The 22,473-nt window shown below is 69.9% G+C and carries 18 protein-coding genes and 1 riboswitch; of the genes, 10 read left to right on the top strand and 8 right to left on the bottom strand.

What is annotated here, in order from left to right; translation table 11 throughout:
* Positions 1-50: 50 nt before the first annotated feature.
* Positions 51-1,517 carry a globin domain-containing protein gene (locus tag ACFVYL_RS16075; RefSeq protein WP_389716091.1) on the top strand — a complete coding sequence of 489 codons (1,467 nt, stop codon included), beginning with the start codon at positions 51-53 and terminating at the stop codon, positions 1,515-1,517.
* An 18-nt stretch (positions 1,518-1,535) separates the two neighbouring features.
* Here the strand turns inward: ACFVYL_RS16075 and ACFVYL_RS16070 are convergent, their stop codons facing one another.
* The 3 genes from ACFVYL_RS16070 to ACFVYL_RS16060 all read right to left on the bottom strand — a co-directional run bounded on the left by ACFVYL_RS16070 (position 1,536) and on the right by ACFVYL_RS16060 (position 4,214).
* A complete protein-coding gene (locus ACFVYL_RS16070; protein WP_389716089.1) occupies positions 1,536-2,018 on the bottom strand; it encodes an NUDIX domain-containing protein in 483 nt (160 codons plus the stop codon).
* A 493-nt stretch (positions 2,019-2,511) separates the two neighbouring features.
* On the bottom strand, positions 2,512-3,702 hold the full coding sequence (locus tag ACFVYL_RS16065; protein WP_389716087.1) for a cystathionine gamma-lyase: 1,191 nt from the start codon (positions 3,700-3,702) through the stop codon (positions 2,512-2,514).
* Positions 3,703-3,833: 131 nt separating this feature from the next.
* Positions 3,834-4,214 (bottom strand): phage holin family protein, encoded by a 381-nt coding sequence (locus ACFVYL_RS16060; RefSeq protein WP_389716085.1) that lies wholly within the window; start codon positions 4,212-4,214, stop codon positions 3,834-3,836.
* A gap of 111 nt (positions 4,215-4,325) precedes the next feature.
* Here ACFVYL_RS16060 and ACFVYL_RS16055 point away from each other — a divergent pair, with 111 nt between their 5' ends.
* From ACFVYL_RS16055 to ACFVYL_RS16040, 4 genes are all read left to right on the top strand, one after another.
* The gene (locus ACFVYL_RS16055; RefSeq protein WP_389716082.1) at positions 4,326-4,643 is read left to right on the top strand and encodes a cupin domain-containing protein; all 318 of its coding nucleotides are present in this window, start codon (positions 4,326-4,328) and stop codon (positions 4,641-4,643) included.
* A 284-nt stretch (positions 4,644-4,927) separates the two neighbouring features.
* Positions 4,928-5,149 carry a DUF5326 family protein gene (locus tag ACFVYL_RS16050; protein WP_361719010.1) on the top strand — a complete coding sequence of 74 codons (222 nt, stop codon included), beginning with the start codon at positions 4,928-4,930 and terminating at the stop codon, positions 5,147-5,149.
* A gap of 326 nt (positions 5,150-5,475) precedes the next feature.
* Positions 5,476-6,189, top strand: a complete 714-nt coding sequence (locus tag ACFVYL_RS16045) for an IclR family transcriptional regulator (RefSeq protein ID WP_389716398.1) — start codon at positions 5,476-5,478, stop codon at positions 6,187-6,189.
* A gap of 102 nt (positions 6,190-6,291) precedes the next feature.
* The gene (locus ACFVYL_RS16040; protein ID WP_389716079.1) at positions 6,292-6,729 is read left to right on the top strand and encodes an SsgA family sporulation/cell division regulator; all 438 of its coding nucleotides are present in this window, start codon (positions 6,292-6,294) and stop codon (positions 6,727-6,729) included.
* Between the two features lie 63 nt (positions 6,730-6,792).
* Here the strand turns inward: ACFVYL_RS16040 and ACFVYL_RS16035 are convergent, their stop codons facing one another.
* The gene (locus tag ACFVYL_RS16035; RefSeq protein WP_389716077.1) at positions 6,793-8,238 is read right to left on the bottom strand and encodes a YibE/F family protein; all 1,446 of its coding nucleotides are present in this window, start codon (positions 8,236-8,238) and stop codon (positions 6,793-6,795) included.
* Positions 8,239-8,309: 71 nt separating this feature from the next.
* Positions 8,310-8,464, top strand: a riboswitch (TPP riboswitch).
* Between ACFVYL_RS16035 and thiC the strand changes: the two genes are divergently transcribed.
* Complete coding sequence (gene thiC, locus ACFVYL_RS16030) at positions 8,457-10,256, top strand: phosphomethylpyrimidine synthase ThiC (RefSeq protein WP_389716076.1); 1,800 nt, start codon at positions 8,457-8,459, stop codon at positions 10,254-10,256. (Overlaps the previous riboswitch by 8 nt.)
* Before the next feature lie 217 nt (positions 10,257-10,473).
* Here thiC and ACFVYL_RS16025 read toward each other — a convergent pair whose 3' ends face one another.
* From ACFVYL_RS16025 to ACFVYL_RS16015, 3 genes are all read right to left on the bottom strand, one after another.
* Positions 10,474-11,370: a hypothetical protein gene (locus tag ACFVYL_RS16025; protein WP_389716073.1), complete on the bottom strand. Its 897-nt coding sequence runs from the start codon at positions 11,368-11,370 to the stop codon at positions 10,474-10,476.
* A gap of 180 nt (positions 11,371-11,550) precedes the next feature.
* Positions 11,551-12,606 carry a metallophosphoesterase gene (locus ACFVYL_RS16020; RefSeq protein ID WP_389716070.1) on the bottom strand — a complete coding sequence of 352 codons (1,056 nt, stop codon included), beginning with the start codon at positions 12,604-12,606 and terminating at the stop codon, positions 11,551-11,553.
* Positions 12,607-12,848: 242 nt separating this feature from the next.
* Positions 12,849-13,970, bottom strand: coding sequence for a LacI family DNA-binding transcriptional regulator (locus tag ACFVYL_RS16015; RefSeq protein WP_389716068.1), 1,122 nt, complete (start codon positions 13,968-13,970; stop codon positions 12,849-12,851).
* Positions 13,971-14,424: 454 nt separating this feature from the next.
* Here ACFVYL_RS16015 and hisC point away from each other — a divergent pair, with 454 nt between their 5' ends.
* Positions 14,425-15,504, top strand: a complete 1,080-nt coding sequence (gene hisC / locus ACFVYL_RS16010; RefSeq protein ID WP_389716065.1) for a histidinol-phosphate transaminase — start codon at positions 14,425-14,427, stop codon at positions 15,502-15,504.
* A gap of 35 nt (positions 15,505-15,539) precedes the next feature.
* Here hisC and ACFVYL_RS16005 read toward each other — a convergent pair whose 3' ends face one another.
* Positions 15,540-15,914, bottom strand: coding sequence for a cyclophilin-like fold protein (locus tag ACFVYL_RS16005; RefSeq protein WP_389716063.1), 375 nt, complete (start codon positions 15,912-15,914; stop codon positions 15,540-15,542).
* A 234-nt stretch (positions 15,915-16,148) separates the two neighbouring features.
* On the opposite strand from ACFVYL_RS16005, the gene ACFVYL_RS16000 reads away from it, so the two are divergent.
* From ACFVYL_RS16000 to cydD, 3 genes are all read left to right on the top strand, one after another.
* A complete protein-coding gene (locus tag ACFVYL_RS16000; RefSeq protein WP_389716061.1) occupies positions 16,149-17,693 on the top strand; it encodes a cytochrome ubiquinol oxidase subunit I in 1,545 nt (514 codons plus the stop codon).
* Positions 17,694-17,712: 19 nt separating this feature from the next.
* Positions 17,713-18,717 (top strand): cytochrome d ubiquinol oxidase subunit II, encoded by a 1,005-nt coding sequence (cydB, locus tag ACFVYL_RS15995; RefSeq protein WP_389716058.1) that lies wholly within the window; start codon positions 17,713-17,715, stop codon positions 18,715-18,717.
* Positions 18,718-18,815: 98 nt separating this feature from the next.
* Entirely contained in the window at positions 18,816-22,355 is a 3,540-nt protein-coding gene (gene cydD, locus ACFVYL_RS15990) for a thiol reductant ABC exporter subunit CydD (protein ID WP_389716055.1), read from the top strand.
* Positions 22,356-22,473 lie beyond the last annotated feature (118 nt).

Here is a 22,473-nt window from a genome sequence, read left to right as displayed (position 1 = left end):
GCGGGGAAAGCAGGCAACTTCCGGCAGGGAGTGCGCAGACCGACCGAGAGATGTTCGAGGCGAGGCACAGCATGGACGCTCCGACCACCATGTCGGCTGACGACGGTACTTCCAACGACGGGAGCGGCTGGTTCACCCCGCGCAGGCCCCCGCAGGGGCCCCAGGACGGCGAGCGGCAGCCGACCGATACCTCCGCGCCGACGCCCGACACGGAGCCGTCGGCGCCGATGCCCGCTACGGAGCCGTCTGACGAGCGAATATCCGCCGCCGCGCCTCCTCAGGCCGCGCCTCCTCAAGCCCCGGCCCCTCAGGCCCCGGCTCCGCAGACATCAGCTCCGCAGACCTCGGCGCCTCAGCCCCATCCAGCATCGCCCTCCATGCCCACCCCGACGGCGAAGCCCACAGGGAAGGCCTCCCCCGACGCGGTCCTGGTGCAGCGCACGATGGCCGAGATCGCTCCTGTCGCCGACAAGGTCACCTCGTACTTCTACGCGTTGCTCTTCACCCGCCACCCGGATCTGCGCGCCCTGTTCCCCGCGGCGATGGACACCCAGCGGGACCGGATCCTCAAGGCACTGCTGACCTCGGCCGAGCACATCGACCACACCGACGTGCTCGTCTCGTATCTGAAGAACCTCGGGCGCGGACACCGCAAGTACGGCACCCAGCCCGAGCACTACCCGGCCGTCGGCGAGTGTCTGATCGGTTCGCTGAGCCGGTACGCGAGCGCGGTCTGGGACGAGGAGACCGAGGCCGCCTGGGTCCGGACGTACACGACGATCTCCCAGATCATGATCGACGCGGCCGCCGAGGACGAACTGCGCGCTCCTGCCTGGTGGTTCGCCGAGGTCGTCTCGCACGATCTCAGGACCCCGGACATAGCGGTCGTCACGGTCCGCCCCGACCAGCCGTACCCCTTCCTCGCCGGGCAGTACACCAGCCTGGAGACTCCCTGGTGGCCGCGGATCTGGCGCCACTACTCCTTCGCCTCGGCGCCCCGCCCCGACGGGCTGCTGTCCTTCCACGTCAAGGCGGTCCCGGCCGGCTGGGTCTCCAACGCCCTGGTGCATCACGCCCGCCCCGGTGACGTGCTGCGGCTCGGTGCGCCCGCCGGTTCGATGACCGTCGACCACACCACCGACAGCGGGCTGCTCTGCCTGGGCGGTGGCACGGGCATCGCGCCCATCAAGGCCCTCGTCGAGGATGTGGCCGAGCACGGCAGGCGCCGACCGGTCGAGGTGTTCTACGGAGCCCGTACCGATCACGACCTGTACGACATCGACACGATGCTGCGATTGCAGCAGACCCACCCGTGGCTGGCCGTGCGCCCCGTCGTCGACCAGCGGGCCCAACTGCCGGACGCCGTGCGCGAGTACGGGCCGTGGAATGAGTACGACGCCTATCTCTCCGGTCCGCCCGGCATGATCCGCAACGGAGTGGACGCCCTGCGCGACATCGGCATCCCCGAGGACAGGATCCGCCATGACTCCGTCGAGGAACTGATGGCGGCGCCTTAGAGCCTGGCTTTGAAGGCCCTATCCCAGGTCGGGGGCGTGCATCGCGCGTACGCCCTCGATATTGCCGTCGAGGTAATGCCGCAGCGACAGCGGTACGAGGTGGACCGAGGCGATGCCGACCCGGGTGAAGGGCACGTGCACGATCTCGTACTCGCCGCACGGATCCTCGACCTCGGGCCCGTGCCGCTGGCCGGTGTCCATGGACTCCAGGCGGCAGACGAAGAAGTGCTGCACCTTCACTCCGGTCGCCCCACCGTCCTCGCCGATGTGCTCCACGGTGTCGACGAAACAGGGCACGACGTCGGTGATTTTGGCGCCGAGCTCCTCGTGGACCTCACGGTGGAGCGCGTCGACGACGGAGTCGTCCTCCGCCTCCACGCCGCCGCCCGGGGTGACCCAGTACGGATCGACACCGGGCTTGGTGCGCTTGATCAGGATCAGGTCGTCACCGTCCAGCAGGACGGCGCGTGCGGTGCGCTTGACCACGGGTCGGACGGTCATGGGGGAAATGTGGCCCGGACTGTTCCACGTGAAACATCGCGGACCGGCCGCGCCCCCATCAAGCCCAGTCGACGGCGGCGCGCAGCAGCCACTCGTGCGCCCGAGCGATGTGCGGCATGGCGAGTGGTGCCGCGGTGAGCAGCGGGCCGCGGGGACGGGCCGTCGTGATGGCCAGGTCGTGGTGCCCGGCCGCGAGCCCCTCAAGCGCCTCCTCGGCGGTGCCGGCGTCACTCCCCTTCGTGCCCTCAGGGCGCGCCCACTATAAATATGTCGATAGGCCCCTGTCGCTACGGTGATTGGACACTGACACACAGTCAACTAGCCTTGTGTGTGCGGTTCTTCGCGCGCGGAACCGGAACGGTCCGAGCCAAGAGGGGGGAGGCTCGGACCGTTCGTCGTGCGTAGCCGGTGTGTGGCCGGGGCGCCGTCGCGCTCTCGGCGAGGCGGGTTTTCGTGCTGCGAGGTGGTTCGGGCTGCGAGGCGGTCCGGGCGGTCAGCCCGCCGTCTCGGCCGACTCGTCCAGCGCACGCAGCACGTCCGCCACAAGATCGGCGGGATCCTCGGCGCCTGCGGAGAAGCGGATGAAGCCCTCCGAAACGGCATCGCCACCCCAGCGACGGCGGCGCTCGGCGGTGGACCGCACACCGCCGAAACTCGTGGCGTCGTCGACAAGGTGGAGTGCCTCAAGGAAACGCTCGGCACGCGTGCGCGTGGGCAGCGTGAAGGAGACCACGCACCCGAAGCGCCGCATCTGCTGCGAGGCGACCTTGTACGAGGGGTCGTCGGGCAGCCCGGGATAGCGCAGTCCGGACACCTCGGCGCGGTCGCGCAGGGCCTCGGCGATGGCCAGGGCGTTCGCGTTCTGGCGGTCGGCGCGCAGTTGGAGCGTGGCGAGCGAGCGGTGTGCGAGCCAGGCCTCCATCGGGCCCGGGATCGCTCCGACGATCTTGCGCCAGTTCCGTACGGAGGCGGTCAGTTCCGCGTCGCGGCAAACGACGTATCCCAGGAGGATGTCGCCGTGGCCGGTGAGCATCTTGGTGCCACTGGCCACCGCGAAGTCGGCGCCGAGTTCGAGGGGGCGCTGGCCGAGCGGCGTCGCCAGGGTGTTGTCGACGGCCACCAGGGCGCCACGCGCGTGTGCCGCGTGGGCGAGCCGCCGCACGTCGCACACGTCGAGGCCCGGGTTGGAGGGCGTCTCGATCCACAGCAGCTTGGCGCCGTCCAGGACATCGAGCTGGGCGTCGCCGCCTGTCGGGGCGGTGCGTACCTCGATGCCGTACGAGGTGAGCTGTTCGCGGACCAGCGGGAAGACCTGATAGCCGTCGTCCGGCAGGACCACCGCGTCACCGGCGCGCAGCTGCGAGAACAGCACCGCCGAGATGGCGGCCATGCCGGAGCCGAAGACCAGCGTCTCGACGTCGGCGGCGGAGTCCGGTGCCTCGAGCTCGCCGATGGCTCGCTCCAGATGCGTCCAGGTGGGGTTGTCGTCACGGCCGTAGGCGTATCCGCCCGTGGGGTCGCCGGGCAGGTGGAAGTGGGCGGCGAACACCGGGCCGGGCAGTGTCGGCTCGTGTTTCACGGGCTCGGGCAGCCCGGCCCGCACCGCCCGCGTGCCGTCGCCGATGCGCACCGCACCGTCGCCTATGGGTCCCGTGCCGTCGCCTATCGGTCCCGATTCCGTCATGCCGCCCGCCTTTCCACTGCTTCACGTACAACGCCGAGCAGGCTCTGGCTCGCTGTCCCCACCATTCTCGGACACACCGCGAGCCCCTCGGATCCCTTGCTTCCCCCGGCCCCCTCGACCGCCCAGGGAGGTCAGTCCTTGTCGTCGGGAAGGACGACGTTCAGGGCCCACGAGACGATCGAGATGATCAGGCCACCCAGGACGGCGGTCCAGAAGCCCTCGACGTGGAAGCTGACGTCCAGCTTGTCGGCCAGCCACGAGGTGAGCAGCAGCATGAGGGCGTTGACCACGAAGGTGATCAGGCCGAGCGTCAGGATGAACAAGGGGAAGGTGAGGACCTTCACCACCGGCTTGACCAGGAAGTTCACCAGCCCGAAGAGCAGGGCGACGACGAGGAGCGTACCCACCTTCTTGCCCGTGCTGTCGCCGGTCAGGGTGATCTTGTCGAGCAGCCACACGGCGACAGCCAGGGCCGCGGCGTTGGCGATCGTCTTGACTACAAAATTCTTCATGTGTCTGATCGTGGCAGACACGGGCCGGGAACGGTCGGCTCATGAGGGTCCGCGACCAGTGACAGGCCCAGCGGCGGTCCGACGGGCATCAGCGAGGGGTGTACGAGAGCGATGAAGGCTTTCCGACTGGACGAGCTGGAGGCGGAGCGCGCCGCGAACGACGGTGCGTATCTGCAGTTCCTGCGTGAGCGGAACATGTCGGTCGGGCTGTACGCACTGGACGCCGGCGAGCCCGACCCGCAGCAGCCGCACCAGCAGGACGAGGTGTACATGGTCGTCAGTGGCCGTGCCTCGATCACGGTCGGCATGGAGACCACGCAGGTGGCGCGGGGCAGCGTCGTCTATGTGCCGGCCGGAGTGGCCCACAAGTTCCACCACATCAGCGAGGACCTGCGCGTGGTAGTCGTCTTCTCCCCGCCCGAGTCCTGAGACTCCTGAGACTCCTGAGAGCCCTGAGAGTCCTGAGCTCTGACCGACCGGCTCCCGGCCTCGGTAGGAGCCCGGCTCTCCCTCCGCAGGCTGACCTCTTCAGGGCTGCGACCTCGGGGTTCCCTAAGGGTCGGATCAGGGGAGGACAAGGGCTCCGCGGCCCCCGCAGAGCCCTTTGGCGTCCTAGCATCGAATGCGAGAAGCCAGGAACCTGCGGAGATTCAGGGACCCGCACCGATGCGAAGAGCGCGGAAGTGCGGACAGAGCGGAGAGAGGTAAGAACGATGGCAGCCAAGGAGATCTTTGCGGGAATGCCGTGGTGGGTGAAGTGGGTGGCCGTGCCCGTCATCGCACTCGTCGTCTTCGGCAGCGTGATAGCCACCGTTGTCGGATTCGTGGTCGGTCTGCTGTTCAAGGCCCTGCTATTCGTAGCTTTGGTCGGTGGACTCATCTATGTCGTACGGAAGTTCATATCCGGCTCCTCTTCGTCCCGTACCGACTGGTGACCGCGGACCGGAAACCGGTGACCACACAGTGGTGAGTTTTCGCAACGGTTCCCTCGGCAGGGGGAAGTTTTCCCGTGCGGAGCCGTAGAGCGGTGGCCAAGGATTAGAGTCCGGAATCCGACGCGGAGGTCGACCCTCCGTGGACGGGTGCACGTGCACTGCCCTTCCCTCGCTCCTGCGGGCACGGGCGGACCCCTCACGCGCTTCGGGAGTGAACCTTGGCTGCGGTCGACGCCACCACCTCAGCGATTGACGCCACCCCTGCACCGGCCGACACATCCACCGCGGCCGTCGGGCCGACCCTCATCGGTTCCGTACAGCGGGCGATGCGACTGCTGGAAGCCGCCGCCGCGCATCAAGGCGGGGCGCCCGCGAAGCAGTTGGCGCGGGAGGCGGGGCTTGCCCTCCCCACCGCGTACCACCTGCTGCGCACCCTGACCCACGAGGGCTATCTCCGCAGAGAGAAAGGTGTGTTCGTGCTCGGCGAGGCGGCCGAGCGGCTGGGCAGCAGCGGGGCGCAGCAGAATCGGCGCGGCGCCATCGAGGAGACCTTGGCGCACTGGCGCGACACCATCGGGGTCCCCGTGTATTTCGCGGTCTACCGCGAGGGCGAGATCGATCTCGTCGCCGTCTCGGACACCCCGGGCAACCCTGCCGTCGAGGAGTGGGCGGACTTCCGGGAGACGGGGCACGCCCACGCGATCGGGCAGTGTCTGCTGGGTCAACTCGACAGTGAGGCCCGGCTGGACCACCTCGACCGCTATCCGGTCCAGTCGATCACTCGCTATTCGGTCCGGGACGACCGCACCTTCATGCGGCGGCTCGACGCGATGGAGCGGATGCGGCCCGTCGTGGAGCGTCAGGAGTACGCGCTCGGTACGGTCTGCGCGGCGATTCCGATCACAGTGGGTGACACCGCCGCGACCATGGCCATTTCTGTACCCGCCTACCAAGCCGATCGGCTGCTGCCCGCGGCCCAGCGTTTGCAGCGTGAACTCGGAAAGCTACTAGGGACACTCGCCTTCTCTATCAGCATCTGAAAACTCACTCCTTGTGATCTGGTGCGCACGTTGAGCAAGATGCCAAGGGTGCCAGGGAGTTGGTCCCTGGCTCCTCGAGAGCTACGTGACGGGGTAGGCGCGATGGGCGAGACGGTTCAGGCAGAGGTCATGATGAGCTTCCTTGTTTCCGAGGAGCTGTCGTTTCGCATCCCGGTGGAGCTGCGTTACGAGATCGACGACCCCTATGCCGTGCAGCTGACGTTCCATCTGCCGGGGGACGCCCCGGTGACCTGGACCTTTGGGCGGGAGTTGCTGATCGACGGGGTGGGGAGTCCGTCCGGGGAGGGGGACGTGCGGGTCGAGCCGACCGATTCCGGGCTGCTCGACGAGGCGCTGATCAGGCTTCAGGTCGGCGCGGACCAGGCGCTGTTCCGGGTGGGCATCCCGCCGCTGCTCGCCTTCCTCGACCGTACGGACAGGCTGGTGCCGCTCGGGCAGGAGCGGTCGCTCGCCGACTTCGACACCCACCTCGACGAGGCGCTCGACCGGATCCTCGCGGAGGAGCAGAACGCGGGCTGACCTGCTGTCGTCAAGGGACGGATGAGGGTGGCATTTTGGTGCATTTAGTGGCGCCGGGAGCGGTCACCGTTTGCGGCGCCGCCCCTTTCCGCCGTGGGAGGGGCGCGCGGGGCCGGTAGCGGTGGCGCCCGTGCCGGTGGGGCGTCCCGTACCGGGAGGGGGCGGCGGAGATCCGATCGTGCGGTCCGCCGAGACGACCAGGGCGGCCAGCGCGGTCGTCACCGGCACCGAGGCGACCAGGCCGATCGAGCCGATCAGAGTGCGCACGATCTCCTCGGCGACCAACTCGCTGTTGGCCACCGTGCCCACGCTGGACTGCGCGATCGAGAAGAGCAGCAGGAGGGGCAGCGCGGCGCCCGCGTAGGCGAGGACGAGGGTGTTGACGACCGAGGCGATGTGGTCGCGGCCGATGCGGATGCCCGCGCGGTACAGGCCGCGCCAACCCATCGTCGGGTTGGCCTGGTGCAGTTCCCAGACCGCGGAGGTCTGCGTGACCGTTACGTCGTCGAGCACACCGAGCGAGCCGATGATGACGCCCGCGAGCAGCAGGCCGCTCATGTCGATGGACGGGTACAGGCCATGGATGAGGCCGGTGTTGTCGTCCGTGTTGCCGGTCAGGGAGGCCCAGCCGATGAAGACCGAGCCGAGCAGGCCGATCAGCAGGAGGGAGATAAGCGTGCCGAGTACCGCGACCGATGTGCGGGCCGTGAGGCCGTGGCACAGATAGAGCGCGATCAGCATGATGGCGCTCGCCCCGATCACCGCCACGACCAGCGGATTCGAGCCCTGCAGGATCGCCGGCAGGATGAAGAACGTGAGCACCATGAAGCTGATGGCGAGCGCGACCAGGGCCATCACACCGCGCAGCCGTCCCACCACGACGACGGCGAGGGCGAAGATTCCGGCGAGCAGTGCCATCGGGAACTTGCGGTTCACGTCGGTGACGGAGTACTGCAGACCCTCGGGGGCCTTGGGCTCGTAGGCGACCACCACCTGCTGGCCCTGCCGCAGTTGCCGGGGCGAGTCCGGCTGGATGATCTCGGTGAAGGTGCGGCCCTCGTCCTTGCCGCTGCTGACCTCGACCGTCGCGCGTTTGCAGGTGCCCGCCGCCCGGGACTGGGCGGACTGACCCTCGGCGGTGGAGGTGTCGCCGTTCGGCGGGGTCTGGGAGGGGCTGAGGTCCTTGCAGGGCAGTTCCTGCACCTTCGTGACCTTCGCCGCCTGGGTCTGCCGGTCGAATCCGACGCCGGTGCGCTCGTGGCCCGGTGTGCCACCCGGCCACAGCACCAGCAGGCCTACGGCGACCGCGGCGGCGAAGGGAATCAGTACCGCGGCAATGACCTTGCGCAGGTGCTTGGAGACGGGCGCTGCGGGGCCGTGACTGTGCGAGTGTCCGTGGCCCCCGTGCCCATGACCTCCATGTCCGGTCCCGTCCGACGGCGGGGTCGGACCCGGCGGTTGCGACGGGGGACGAGAGGGCGGCGGAAGCGGCGGCTCTGTGGTGGTCACTGCCCGATCATCGCAAGAACGGAGGGGGCCCTCTGTTCAGCGCGCCCGAGATGACGCTAGCGTGGAGCCACCTTTGCAATCGCGGGAGCTCGGAGCACCGGGCTGAGAGGGCGCTGACCTCCGTACGAACCGGCACGATCGTGCACGAGCCGTACGGGATCCGCTGCGTCGACCGCCGAACCTGTTACCGGGTAATGCCGGCGTAGGGAGTAGGTCTCATGACCACATCGGACGCACGCACGCCTGCCTCCGGCAGCGACGAGAACACCGTCGCGGCTGACGAGGCTGGGAAGTCCATCGGCTGGCACAAGGCGTATGTCGAGGGTTCGCGCCCCGACCTGCGCGTGCCGGTCCGCCAGGTGCACCTCACCAACGGCAAGGCTGTCACGCTGTACGACACCTCAGGCCCTTACACCGACCCGTCGGCCCAGACCGACGTCCGCCGCGGTCTGCCGCCGCTGCGGGAGAACTGGATCATCGCCCGCGGCGACACCGAGGAGTACACCGGCCGCCCGCCCCGTCCCGAGGACGACGGCATCAAGCACACCTCGCCCCGCGGCGGCCTGAAGAACCTCGACGCGGTCTTCCCGGGCCGTCCGCGACAGCCGCGCAGGGGGCGCGCGGGGCAGGCGGTGACGCAGCTCGCGTACGCCCGCCGCGGCGAGATCACCCCCGAGATGGAGTTCATCGGGATCCGCGAGAACCTCGACCCCGAGGTCGTGCGCGCGGAGGTCGCCGCGGGCCGTGCGGTGATCCCCGCCAACGTCAACCACCCGGAGATCGAGCCGATGATCATCGGCAAGAAGTTCCTGGTGAAGGTCAACGCCAACATCGGCAACTCCGCGGTGACCTCGTCCATCGAGGAGGAGGTGGACAAGATGACGTGGGCGACCAAGTGGGGCGCCGACACGGTCATGGACCTGTCCACCGGCCGCAACATCCACACCACCCGCGAGTGGGTGCTGCGCAACTCCCCCGTGCCGATCGGCACCGTGCCGCTCTACCAGGCCCTGGAGAAGGTCGACGGCAAGGCCGAGGAGTTGACCTGGGAGATCTACAAGGACACGGTCATCGAGCAGGCCGAGCAAGGCGTGGACTACATGACGGTGCACGCGGGCGTGCGCCTTCCGTACGTCCCGCTCACCGCGCGCCGCAAGACCGGCATCGTCTCGCGCGGCGGCTCGATCATGGCCGCCTGGTGTCTCGCGCACCACAAGGAGAGCTTCCTCTACGAGCACTTCGAGGAGCTCTGCGAGATCCTCGCGGCGTACGACGTGACGTACTCGCTCGGCGACGGCCTGCGGCCCGGCTCGATCGCGGACGCCAACGACGAGGCGCAGTTCGCCGAGTTGAGGACGCTCGGGGAACTCAACACGATCGCCAAGCGTCACAACGTACAGACGATGATCGAGGGCCCCGGTCACGTCCCGATGCACAAGATCAAGGAGAACATCGACCTCCAGCAGGAGATCTGCGAGGAGGCGCCGTTCTACACGCTCGGCCCGCTGACCACGGACATCGCCCCGGCCTACGACCACATCACCTCCGGCATCGGCGCCGCGATGATCGGCTGGTGGGGTACTGCCATGCTCTGCTACGTCACGCCCAAGGAGCACCTGGGCCTGCCCAACCGCGACGACGTGAAGACCGGCGTCATCACGTACAAGATCGCGGCGCACGCGGCGGACCTGGCCAAGGGGCACCCGGGCGCGCAGGACTGGGACGACGCGCTCTCGGACGCGCGCTTCGAGTTCCGCTGGGAGGACCAGTTCAATCTGGCTCTCGACCCGGTCACGGCACGGGAGTTCCACGACGAGACGCTGCCGGCCGAGCCCGCGAAGACGGCGCACTTCTGCTCGATGTGCGGGCCGAAGTTCTGCAGCATGAAGATCTCGCAGGACATCCGGCGTCAGCACGGCGGTGACCTGGAGCAGGACGACATCGAGGCGGGCATGGAGCAGAAGTCCAAGGAGTTCGCCGCGGCGGGCAACCGGGTCTATCTGCCGATCGCCGACTGAGCCGTACCCGCGGCCTCCCCGGTCGGCTCCGAGGCCGTTTCAACGGCCGACGGCACGCGGGAGCAGGGCAGCACACCGGCAACCAGCCGGTCACTGCCCTGCCTCGCGCCTCGTCCTGCCGGTGTTCGGCCAGGTCACACGCTCTGACCTGGCCGAACACCGGTCCGGCCCCTGCGTACCTGTGCACGGTCTTGCCCCGTGCCCGTCCCCGGCCCCACTACTCCGGCTTGTGGTCGGGCCCGCCGAAGTCGGGGCTGGAGAAGTCCGGGCTGGAGTAGCTCGGGCGCGGTCCCGCGGCAGGGCCGCCGTCCGGGCTGCTGAACCCCGGCCTGTGATAGCCGAGTTGGGGCATGCGGCTGCCGTTCGCCCCGGATCCCCCGGCGCCCGGCGACGGCGTACGGGCGGCGGGAGCTCCGCCCGGGTCCGTCAGGGCCTCCCGCAGGAACGGCACGACGCCGCGCTCCAGGAGCGCCCGGCCCCAGTCTTCCCTGGCGCGGGACACCTCCTCGCAGTGCTCACCGTGCAGTTCTGCCTGGAGCGAGGTGGAGCCGTTGCGCAGGGCGGTCAGGAGCAGACCGACCGCGGCGACCAGGATGCCCCCGGCGGTGAGCGCGCCGAACAGCCACCCCGCGGTGAGCAGGGTGTCCGCGAAGGCGGGCTCAGGGGTGAGCATCTTCAGGATGTAGCCGACGAGCAGGAATATCATCGCGGCCGTGCCCGCGAGGACGGGTGCGAGGACCGCGACGACGGCGATCGCCCCGGCTCCCGCGGCCACTGGTTCCGCCACCTCGCCCATCGTGGTGGCGAGGCTGATGCCGCCGGAGCCCGACTCCGCGGCGCTCTGTCCGTTCCCTTCACGGATTGTTGTGGACGTCGGTCGAGGTTCGCGCAACTCCTCGCGAACCTTCACGTAGTGCGCGTACTCGGCCGCGGCCGAGGCCGTGATCAGTGCTGTCGCGTTCAGGGCCATGGTGCGCAGTTGTTCGGTGTTGAGCCGCTGGCCCACTGCGGCGAGTTCAGGACGATCAGGTGCGTTGCGCAGCGCCTCATCGAGGATCCGCTCGTACTCGGGGCGGTCCTCGTTGAGCAGGTGTGGAGCGCTGTTCATGTGCATCCCCCGATGCTCCGTAGGGCTGAGGCTCGCATGGCTGCGAGCCGTTGGGCAGAAACGGAGGGGAGCCTGCTACGGATAAGCCGATGGTAGAGCCGTGACCGCATGCGGTGACAGGGGGTTTCCGGAAATTGCCCCCCTGGCCAGCGTGATCGTGTAGAGGAGCGCCTGCCCGAAGAACGCTCAGTCAGTCAGGGGGAGTTGGCAGACCAGTAGCTTTCCGGCCATGGTCACTCCGCCGTCCATGGCGATGGCCAGGCCGTCGGCGTAGACGTGCGGACCCTCGATGACGGGGCCGCCGCCGTCCGACTCGTCCTCGGAGCCGACGTCGCCCAGGAGGTAGGGGATGGGGCTGTGACCGTGGACGATGCGTGTGCCGCCGTAGACATCGAGGAGTTCGCGGACGGCCGAGGGGCCGGACTCGTCGCGGAAGGCGAAGCGCTTGGTGAACTTGCGGAAGAGGTCCCAGCACTCGTCGGCGTCATTGCGCGTCAGGGTCTCCCGGATGGTGTCGTTCACCGCCTCGATCGAGTCGCCGTAATCCAGATAGGCGGTCGTGTCGGAGTGCACGAGCAGGTGGCCGTCGGCCTCCTCCATCGCGTCCAGTCGGGCCATCCACTGCAGGTGGTGGTCCTCCAGGCGCTCCATGTCGGTCTTCTGCCCGCCGTTGAGCAGCCAGGCGGCCTGGAAGGTGGCGGTGCCCGCGCCGGAGTTGACGGGGGTGTCGCCGAACCGCTTGGCGCCGAGCAGGAGCAGCTCGTGGTTGCCCATGAGCGCCTTGCAGTAGCCGCCGGCGGCGGCCGCTTCGGCGGAGAGCCGCATCACCAGGTCGATGACGCCGATGCCGTCGGGTCCGCGGTCGGTGAAGTCGCCGAGGAACCACAGGCGCGCGTTGCCCGCGGACCAGTTGCCCTCGTCGTCGACGAGCCCCTGCTCATGCAGGGCCGCGACGAGCTCGTCCAGATAGCCGTGCACGTCGCCCACGACGAACAGCGGACCGAATTCCTCGCCCGCCCGCGGCTGCGGAGGCTCCGGCATGACCTGCACCTGGACCGTGTCGCCCCGGTTGATGACGGGCAGATCGCGCTGGGTGGGGGTGTAGCCCTCCTCCGGCGGTTCGCCGGGCGCTCCGGGGCTCGCCGGGGCGGGTCCGGTCGTCTCATGGACGTACGCCGGTACGCGGAAGTCGCGCAGCGTCGCCGTCCGCACATCGGGTCCCTGACCGGCCCCCTGAGTCATCGACCCCTCCACCACCATTGCGCCGCATCTGCACCGAGATCGGACTGCTTGGTCGCAGCGGCCCGCGGTGTCGTCCGCCCATCATAGGAATGCGGCTCCCGCTGTGTGGTGCACCAGGGGTGGTGAATCGGTCCCGGACCCCGGTTCGTCGAGGTTTTCTCCCGAATTGGGCAGAGGTTTCCCCGCTGGTTGCGGGGAGGAAGCCGACCTCCGCCCGGGGCCGGGCGCTCGGGCGGGAGCGGTCAGCCGTGCCCGGGCGAGCGGGGCGGGCTGACCGTCGTGCGCGGTGGACGTCGCTCGGACGAGGTGCGCACGATCAGTTCGGTCGGTATCACCTGCTGGATGGGCCGGCCCGTGTCGAGGCCCTCGATGGCGTCGATGAGGAGCTGTACGACGGCCGTGCCGATGCGCCGGGGTTTGAGGGAGAGCGTGGTGATGGGCGGTTCGGTGGTGGCGTACACCGTGGACTCGCTGCAGCAGACGAGCAGCAGGTCGTCGGGGACGCGCAGGCCGTACCGCCGGGCGGCGGCGAGCAGGTCGGTGCCGTTGGGGTCGAAGAGACCGTAGACGGCGTCGGGCCGGTCGGGCCTGGCGAGCAGCCGGTCGGCGGCGACGGCGCCCGCGCACGGGTCGTGCGCGGGGTAGGACTCGTAGACCGGGTCCTGTCCGACGCGCTCGCACCAGCGCAGATACGCGGTGGTGGAGAGGTGGGTGTACGTGTCCGTGGTGGTGCCGGTGAGGAGGCCGATCCGGCGGGCGCCGGCGGCCGCGAGGTGGTCGAGGATCTCCAGGACCGCCGCCTCGTGGTCGTTGTCGACCCAGGCGGTGACCGGGAGCGACCCCGCCGGGCGGCCGTCGGAGACCACCGGAAGGCCCTGCCGGACTAGTTCGCTGACCACGGGATCGTGGTCGGAGGGGTCGACGACGACGGTTCCGTCGAGTGCGACGTTCGACCACACGTCGACGGGGCTGCGGCGGGAGGTGGCGGGGAGGATCACCAGGGCGTAGCCCCTGGCGAGTGCGGCCGAGGTGGCGGCTCTGGCCATCTCGGCGAAGTAGGCGAATTCGGTGAAGGTGAAAGGTTCATCCCCGTACGTCGTCACGGTCAGGCCGATGAGGCCTGACTTGCCGGTACGGAGGGTGCGGGCCGCCGCGGACGGGCGGTAGCCCAGCCGCTCTGCGACTTCGCGGACGTGGCGTCGGGTGGCGTCGGGCAGCCTTCCCTTGCCGTTGAGGGCGTCGGAGACAGTCGTGATGGAGACACCGGCGGCTGCGGCGACGTCTCTGATCCCCGCTCGACTTTGCCGGTTGCCCCGGCGTGCGGTCTCCGCTCGGCTCACCTGATGCTTCCCTGCTGCTGTCATGGCGAGCCGATAGTAGGGCTCATGAGGGTGGGTAGCAGGGGCGCATATTCACGCGTTGACAGGCACGTTTCTGCATGGCGCAAGCGGGTCAATGACCATGGAATGCAAGGGAGTTGGCGGGCTTGATGGGTAGCTGCCCCTGATCGTCGCGCATGGGCCTGCCAAAGGGGCCAGATCTCGAAGAGGTCTCAACTCACCTTCACGAGGGACGCGCGCCACGGAGCGAGCCACCGGCGCACGGGGGAGCACGGGGCGCCCCTGTCGTCCTGTACGCCTTCGGAGGACCTCGCCGTACGTCTGCGGAGACCTCCGCGGAGCCTCCGCGCAGACCGCCACGCAGACCTTCGCGCGGTCTCCGTGGAGGAGATGCCGGAAGCCCATTCGCAGGGGCGTCGAATCCTCATAAGGTAAGCAGTATTCGAACTGGTTGTGACTGGCTACGAGGAGGACTGCGGTGAGCGAGACGAACCCGAGGCTGCGCGCCGAGCTTGAGGGGATCCCCACCTACAAGCCGGGCAAGCCCGCGGCGTCCGACGGTCCGGCGGCCTACAAGCTGTCCTCGAACGAGAACCCCTACCCGCCGCTTCCCGGCGTGATGGAGAGTGTGCTCGCCGCGGCCGGTTCCTTCAACCGCTACCCCGACATGGCGTGCACGACCTTGATGGCCGAGCTGGCCGACCGCTTCGGAGTGCCCGTCTCGCACATCGCCACCGGCACCGGCTCCGTGGGCGTCGCCCAGCAGCTGCTGCAGGCCACCGCGGGCCCCGGCGACGAGGTGATCTACGCGTGGCGGTCCTTCGAGGCGTACCCGATCATCACGCAGGTCAGCGGCGCGACCTCGGTGCGGGTGCCGCTGACGGACGGCGAGGTGCACGACCTCGACGCGATGGCCGCGGCGATCACCGACCGCACCCGGCTCATCTTTGTCTGCAACCCCAACAACCCCACCGGCACCGTGGTCCGCAGGGCGGAGCTTGAGCGGTTCCTGGACCGGGTGCCGAGCGACGTGCTGGTCGTCCTCGACGAGGCGTACCGCGAGTTCATCCGCGACCCCGAGGTGCCGGACGGCATCGAGATCTACCGCGACCGCCCGAACGTCTGCGTCCTGCGCACGTTCTCCAAGGCGTACGGCCTCGCGGGCCTGCGCGTCGGCTTCGCGGTCGCCCACGAGCCGGTGGCCGCCGCGCTGCGCAAGACGGCGGTGCCCTTCGGCGTGAGTCAGCTCGCGCAGGACGCGGCGGTGGCGTCGCTGCGCGCCGAGGACGAGCTGATGGGCCGGGTCGGCTCGCTGGTCGGCGAGCGCACGCGCGTGGTCGAGGCGCTGCGCGGACAGGGCTGGACGGTGCCCGAGACGCAGGCGAACTTCGTGTGGCTGCGGCTCGGGGACCGTACGGCCGACTTCGCGGCGGCGTGTGAGGAGGCCGGCGTGGTCGTGCGGCCGTTCGCGGGTGAGGGGATGCGGGCCACGATCGGCGAGACCGAGGCCAACGACCTGTTCCTGCAGGCGGCGGAGGCCTTCCGCAAGGAGCTCTAGCCGCCCCGCTCCAGCCGCCCCGCTCCCCGCGCGGGTCAGTCGTCCGCCGGCTCGACGCGGACGGGGTCGCCGTCGCGCACGGTGGCCAGCAGGCGTGCGTCGCCGTCCAGATGGCCGAGGACGTTGCACGGGCTCGCGAGGCGGCACTCGTCGCCCCGTGAGATCGGTGTCGGTCCGTAGGGGAGGGCGAGGGCGTCGCCGTCCGTCCAGAAGGCGACCGTGCCGGGTGCGACGACCTGCTGGGCTCCGCCCTCGCGCGGGACGCTGACGCCCGTGTCGAAGTACACCTCCTCGCCCCAGGTGTGAGCGGTGGAGCTGAGCGGCAGGACGCCGCCCAGCGCCCGGGCGGTCGGGGTGTCCTCGAGCGTCGCGGTCAGGTGCCCGGCGGGCCAGGAGATCCGTATCTGCATGGCGCGGATTCAACAATATGTTGAAGTGGCGGGGAAGGCCTCGGGCGGGATCCCGAGGCCTTCTTCGCGTTCCCGGCGGTAATGGGGACCCCCCTTTTGGGTGCCGACAGCCTGTACGACATAATGCTTGTGAATGTGAACGCGTTCACAAGCGTGTCCCGGTTCATCCGGAGATCGGCGGAACAAAAGGGGCACAAAGCCTCCTTGGCCCGCGGTGAGTAAGGAGAAGTCGCAGTGGACCTGGCTCTGGCGCCGGAAACCCTGGCGCGATGGCAGTTCGGCATCACGACCGTCTACCACTTCCTGTTCGTCCCCCTGACGATCTCGCTCGCCGCCCTCACGGCGATCCTCGAGACGGCGTGGGTGCGGACCGGCAAGGAGCACTACCTCAGAGCGACCAAGTTCTGGGGGAAGCTGTTCCTGATCAATATCGCGATGGGTGTCGTCACCGGCATCGTCCAGGAGTTCCAGTTCGGCATGAACTGGTCCGACTACTCGCGCTTCGTCGGTGACGTCTTCGGGGCGCCGCTCGCGTTCGAGGCGCTGATCGCCTTCTTCTTCGAGTCGACCTTCATCGGTCTGTGGATCTTCGGCTGGGACAAGCTGCCGAAGAAGCTGCACTGCGCGACGATCTGGATCGTCTCCGTCGGCACCGTCCTGTCGGCGTACTTCATCATCGCCGCCAACGCCTTTATGCAGCACCCGGTCGGCTACAAGATCGTGGAGCGGGACGGCAGCAAGCGCGCGGAGCTCACCGACTTCTCGAAGGTGCTCTTCCAGGAGACGACGCTCGTCAACTTCTTCCACGTCATCTCGGCGGCCATCCTGGTCGGCGGCGCCTTCATGACCGGCATCGCCATCGTCCACCTGCGCAAGAAGCAGCACGTCCGCACCATGCGGATGTCGATGCGGCTCGGCTTGGTCGCCGCGTTCGTCGGCACACTGCTCACCGTCATCAGCGCCGACACCCTCGGCAAGGTCATGTACGAGCAGCAGCCGATGAAGATGTCGGCCGCCGAGGCGCTGTGGGAGTCCGAGAAGCCGGCGCCGTTCTCGCTCTTCGCGTACGGAGACGTCGCCAAGGGGCACAACGACGTGGCCATCCAGGTCCCCGGCGTCCTGTCCTTCCTCGCCAAGAACAACTTCGACGCCGAGATCCCCGGCATCAACGACCTCAACAAGGAGGCGAAGGAGAAGTTCGGGCCCGGCGACTACCGGCCGAACATCCCCACCGCCTACTGGTCGTACCGCTGGATGATCGGCTTCGGCGGGATCTCGATGGTGCTGTGCACCGCGGGCCTGTGGCTGACGCGGAAGAAGTTCTGGCTCGCGCCCGAGCACCGCACCGGCGCGGACGACATCCCCAAGCTGATGCTCACCAAGAACAAGGAGCTCGCGCCGAAGCTCGGCACGTGGTGGTGGCGGCTCTCGCAGTGGACGCTGATCTTCCCGCTCATCGGCACCGCCTGGGGCTGGATCTTCACGGAGACCGGGCGGCAGCCCTGGGTGGTCTACGGGGTCCTGCGCACCAAGGACGCGGTCTCCCCCGGGGTCTCGCAGGGCGAGGTGCTCACCTCGCTGATCGGGTTCACGCTGATCTACGCGATCCTCGCCGTGATCGAGGTGAAGCTGCTGCTCAAGTACGTCAGGAAGGGCCCGCCCGAGCTGACCGAGGCGGACCTCAACCCGCCCACCAAGATCGGCGGCCCCGGACCGGGCCACGGCTCCGACTCCGACGCCGACTCCGATTCCGACCGGCCGATGGCCTTCTCGTACTGAAGGAAGGAGCGACGAGGACATGGAACTTCACGACGTCTGGTTCGTACTGATCGCCGTCCTGTGGATCGGCTACTTCTTCCTGGAGGGCTTCGACTTCGGGATCGGGGTGCTGACCAAGCTGCTCGCCCGCGACCGGGTCGAGAAGCGGGTCCTCATCAACACCATCGGTCCCGTCTGGGACGGCAACGAGGTGTGGCTGCTCACGGCGGGCGGCGCGACCTTCGCCGCCTTCCCCGACTGGTACGCGACGCTCTTCTCCGGCTTCTACCTGCCGCTGCTGCTCATCCTGATCTGCTTGATCGTGCGCGGCGTCGCCTTCGAGTACCGCGCCAAGCGGCCCGAGGAGCGGTGGCAGACCAACTGGGAACACGCGATCTTCTGGACCTCGCTGATCCCGGCGGTGCTGTGGGGCGTGGCCTTCGGCAACATCGTGCGCGGCGTGAAGATCGACGCCCACAAGGAGTACGTGGGCGACTTGTGGGACCTGCTCAACCCCTACGCGATCCTGGGCGGTCTGGTCACTCTGACGCTGTTCACCTTCCACGGTGCGGTGTTCGCCTCGCTCAAGACGGTGGGCGACATCCGGGTGCGGGCGCGGAAGATGGCGCTCGGGCTCGGCCTGGTGGCCGCTGTCCTGGCGCTCGGGTTCCTGATCTGGACCCAGGCCGACAAGGGTGACGGCAAGAGCCTGGCCGCGATGGCCGTGGCGGTGGTCGCGCTCCTCGGTGCCATCGCCGCCATCAGGATCGGGCGCGAGGGCTGGTCGTTCGCGCTGTCGGGGATCACGATCGCGGCCGCCTTCGCGATGCTCTTCCTGACGCTCTTCCCGAACGTCATGCCGTCGTCGCTGAACGAGGAGTGGAGCCTCACGGTCACCAACGCCTCGTCGAGCCCGTACACCCTGAAGATCATGACGTGGTGCGCGGGCGTCGCGACGCCGGTCGTGCTGCTCTACCAGTCGTGGACGTACTGGGTGTTCCGCAAGCGGATCGGTACGCAGCACATCGCGGATGCCGCGCACTGAGCCCGTGTCGTCCGCCGTGCACTGAGTCCGTGTCGTCCGCCGTGCACTGAGCCCGTCGTCACCTGCCGGTCCCCTGTCATTCGGAGGGTGTGTTTCACGTGAAACCGATCGACCCGCGCCTGCTTCGGTATGCCCGCGCCACTCGCTTCTTCCTCGTCGCAGTGGTGGTTCTGGGGCTGATCGGGGCCGGCCTGGTCATCGGTCAGGCGATGCTCATCGCCGAGATCGTGGTGGGCGCCTTCCAGAAGGACCTCTCCGCGGGCGACCTGGGCACCCCGCTGGTGCTGCTCGCCGTCGTCGCGGCCGGTCGTGGCCTTGTCGCCTGGCTGACCGAACTCGCCGCGCACCGGGCGAGCGCGGCGGTCAAGTCGGAGCTGCGGGGGCGGCTGTTGGAGCGGGCGGGCGCACTCGGGCCCGGGTGGCTCGGAGGGCAGCGCACGGGGTCGCTGATCTCCCTCGCCACGCGCGGTGTCGACGCGCTCGACGACTACTTCTCGCGCTACCTGCCGCAGTTGGGCCTTGCGGTCGTGGTGCCCGTGGCGGTGCTCGCCCGCATCGTGACCGAGGACTGGGTGTCGGCGGTGATCATCGTCGTGACCCTGCCGCTCATCCCGGTCTTCATGATCCTGATCGGCTGGGCCACGCAGAACCGCATGGACCGCCAGTGGCGGCTCCTCTCGCGGCTCTCGGGCCACTTCCTCGACGTGGTGGCGGGTCTCCCCACCCTGAAGGTGTTCGGCCGCGCCAAGGCGCAGGCCGAGTCGATCCGCAAGATCACCGGCGAGTACCGGCAGGCGACGATGCGGACGCTGCGCATCGCCTTCCTGTCGTCGTTCGCCCTGGAACTGCTCGCGACGATCTCGGTCGCGCTGGTCGCGGTCACCATCGGCATGCGGCTGGTGCACGGTGAGATGGAGCTGTACGACGGGCTCGTCGTCCTCGTCCTCGCCCCCGAGGCCTACCTGCCGCTGCGCCAGGTCGGGGCGCAGTACCACGCGGCGGCGGAGGGGCTCTCGGCCGCCGAGGAGATCTTCGAGGTCCTGGAGACCCCGGTGCCGGCCGCCGGGACCGGGGCGGCGCCCTCGGGCGTGCTGAGCGTGGAAGGCGTGACGGTCCGGTATCCGGGGCGGACGTCGGACGCGGTCTCCAGGGCCGCCTTCGAGGTGGCACCCGGGGAGACCGTGGCGCTCGTGGGCCCCAGCGGGGCGGGCAAGTCGACCCTGCTGAACGTGGTGCTCGGGTTCGTCGGGCCCACCGAGGGGCGGGTGTGCGTCGGGGGCGTCGACCTGGCCGACGTCTCGCCCGAGCGGTGGCGGGAGCGGATCGCGTGGGTGCCGCAGCGGCCGCATCTGTTCGCCGGGACCGTCGCGGAGAACGTACGCCTCGCGCGGCCGGACGCGGACGACGCCCAGCTGCGGGACGCCCTGCGGGAGGCGGGCGCCCTGGAGTTCGTGGACGCGCTGCCCGCCGGGACCGGCACCGCCCTCGGCGAGGACGGAGCCGGACTCTCCGCCGGGCAGCGGCAACGGCTGGCCCTGGCGCGGGCGTTCCTCGCCGACCGGCCCGTGGTGCTCCTCGACGAGCCGACGGCGGCGCTCGACGGCGGCACCGAGGCGGAGGTGGTCGAGGCGGTCCGCAGGCTGGTGGTGGGGCGGACCGTCCTGCTGGTCGTGCACCGGCCCGCGCTGCTGGCCGTGGCCGACAGGGTGGTGCGGATCGGTGCGTCGGTGGACAGCGCCGGGCCGCGGGGCGGGCCCCGCTCCGCGCTGGGAAGTGCTGCCTGCGTCAGCGAGGGCAGCGGTACCGCCGCGGAGGGCTCCCCTTCGAAGACTCCGGAGCGGCCGAACTCTCTGGAGCCTGCGCGGCGGGGCCTGTTGGGGCGGGTCCGGGCGGCCGCGCGGGCCCGGCGCGGGCAGTTGGCGCTCGCGCTGCTGCTCGGCGCCCTCGCGCTCGGGAGCGCCGTGGGACTCATGGCCACCTCCGGGTGGCTGATCTCGCGGGCCTCGGAGCAGCCGCCGGTGATGTACCTGATGATCGCCGTCACGGCGACCCGTGCCTTCGGCATCGGCCGTGCCGTCTTCCGGTACGCGGAGCGCCTCGTCTCGCACGACGCCGTGCTGCGGATGCTCGCCGACACCCGGGTCGCCGTCTACCGGCGCCTGGAGCGGCTCGCCCCCGCGGGCCTGCGCGGGGCCCGGCGCGGCGACCTCCTCTCCCGCCTGGTCGCCGACGTCGACGCCCTGCAGGACTACTGGCTGCGCTGGCTGCTCCCGGCGTCCGCCGCGGCCCTCGTGAGCGCGGGCGCCGTCGGCTTCACCGCCTGGCTGCTGCCCGAGGCGGGCGCCGTGCTCGCCGTGGGGCTGCTCGCCGCGGGCGCGGGCGTCCCGCTGGTGAGCGGTGCCGTGGCCCGGCGCACGGAGCGGAAGCTGGCCCCCGCGCGCGGGGCGCTCGCCACCCGCGTCGCCGACCTGCTCACCGGGACCGCCGAACTGACCGTCGCCGGTGCGCTCAAGCGTCGTACGGCCAAGGCGGCGGAGGCCGATGCCGAGCTCACCCGGATCGCCTCCAGGAGTGCCACCGCCACCGCGCTCGGCGACGGTCTCGGGGCGCTCGTCACCGGGCTCACCGTGGCCGCGGCCTCGCTCGTCGGCGTACAGGCGGTCCACGACGGGCGGCTCGGCGGCGTGGCCCTGGGCGCGGTCGTCCTCACGCCGCTGGCGGCCTTCGAAGCGGTGATGGGCCTGCCGCTCGCCGTGCAGTACCGCCAACGGGTCAGGAAGAGCGCCGAGCGGGTCTACGAGGTCCTCGACGCGCCCGTACCCGTTCCCGAGCCCGCCGTGCCCGCACAGGCGCCGCAGACGCCCTTCCCGCTCCGCGTCGAGGGGCTGCACGCGCGGTACGAAGGGCAGGAGCGGGACGCGCTCGCCGGCGTCGGTCTCACGCTGGAGCGCGGGCGGCGGATCGCCGTGGTCGGCCCGTCCGGGTCCGGCAAGACGACGCTCGCGCAGGTGCTGCTGCGATTCCTCGGGGCGACCCGGGGGACGTACACGCTCGGGGGCACCGACGCGGCCGCGCTGGACGGCGACACCGTGCGCCGCACGGTCGGGCTGTGCGCCCAGGACGCCCACATCTTCGACAGCTCGGTGCGCGAGAACCTGCTGCTCGCCAAGAAGGGCGCCACGGAGGAGGAGCTGCGCGACGCCCTGGAGCGGGCGCGGCTCGACGGCTGGGCCCATGCGCTGCCCGACGGGCTCGACACGCTCGTCGGCGAGCACGGGGCACGGCTCTCCGGAGGGCAGCGGCAGCGCCTCGCGCTGGCCCGCGCGCTCCTCGCGGACTTCCCCGTCCTCGTCCTCGACGAGCCCGCCGAGCACCTCGACCTGCCGACCGCCGACGCCCTCACCGCCGACCTGCTGGCCGCGACCGAGGGCCGCACGACCCTGCTCATCACCCACCGGCTCGCCGGGCTCGACGCCGTGGACGAGGTGATCGTCCTGGCCGCCGGGCGGGTGGCGCAGCGCGGCACGTACGCGGAGCTCGCGGCGGAGGAGGGACCGCTGCGGCGGATGCTCGAGGTGGAGCGGGCGGCGGATCTGCTGGTGGCGGGACGAGGGAGCGGAGGGATCGATGAGCGGTGATCCGGGGCCCCGGCCCGAGCCGGGGCAAGGACGCCGAGCCGGGGCAAGGACCCCGAGTCGGGGCGAGGACAAGGGCCGGGCAGATCGGCAACGGCTTCGACTTTCCCCTGCAAATAGG

Source organism: Streptomyces sp. NPDC058308 (genome assembly GCF_042880275.1).
In the GTDB taxonomy this organism is placed as follows: Bacteria; Actinomycetota; Actinomycetes; order Streptomycetales; family Streptomycetaceae; genus Streptomyces.
This window is presented reverse-complemented; position numbering and strand designations above follow the sequence as displayed.